Genomic DNA, 557 nt, shown 5'->3' with positions numbered 1-557 from the left:
ACCCCCGGCGCCGGCCGTGGTGAGCGCGGCCAGCCCGGGCCCCGCCAGCCGGGACGTCGCGGTGCCGCCTGAGCACCCCGGATCCTCCCCACCACCGCGGCCCGCGCCCACTGCGCCACCGGACGTGTCCCCACCACCGCGACCGCGCCGCGGCGCGCCACCGGACGAGTCCTCGCCGTGGCGCGACACCCCCGCGCCGACGCCGGACCTGATCGTCGGAATGGGGGTCCGCCCGGGTGTCGACCTCGAGGAACTGCTCGCCCTGATCGACACCGGCCTGCGTGCGATCGCCGCCCCACCCACGGCCGTGCTCGCCCTGGCCACCGTCACCCTGCGCGCGGACGAACCCGCCCTGCTCGCCGCCGCCCGCCACCACGGCTGGCCGCTGCTCGCCTACCCACCCGAGCTGCTCGCCACCGTCCCCGTGCCCCATCCGGGCCGGGCATCCCTCACGGCGCTGGGCACCGCGGGCGTCGCCGAGGCCGCCTGCCTGCTCACCCCCGGCCCGCACCGGGCCACTCGGTCAGGGCCGCCCGCCGACCCCCACCCCGCAGACG

Annotated in this window: 1 protein-coding gene; it reads left to right on the top strand. The window is 79.7% G+C overall.

From position 1 onward, the window contains the following. Positions 1–124: 124 nt before the first annotated feature. Positions 125–557 (top strand): cobalamin biosynthesis protein (locus C1A33_RS27135; RefSeq protein WP_243407995.1); only part of this gene is annotated, 433 nt, incomplete at its 3' end.

Origin of the sequence: Frankia canadensis (assembly GCF_900197875.1) — a bacterium.
GTDB lineage: Bacteria > Actinomycetota > Actinomycetes > Frankiales > Frankiaceae > Frankia > Frankia canadensis.
The sequence above is the reverse complement of the archived record's forward strand: the minus strand, read 5'-3'. Positions and strand labels throughout refer to the sequence as shown.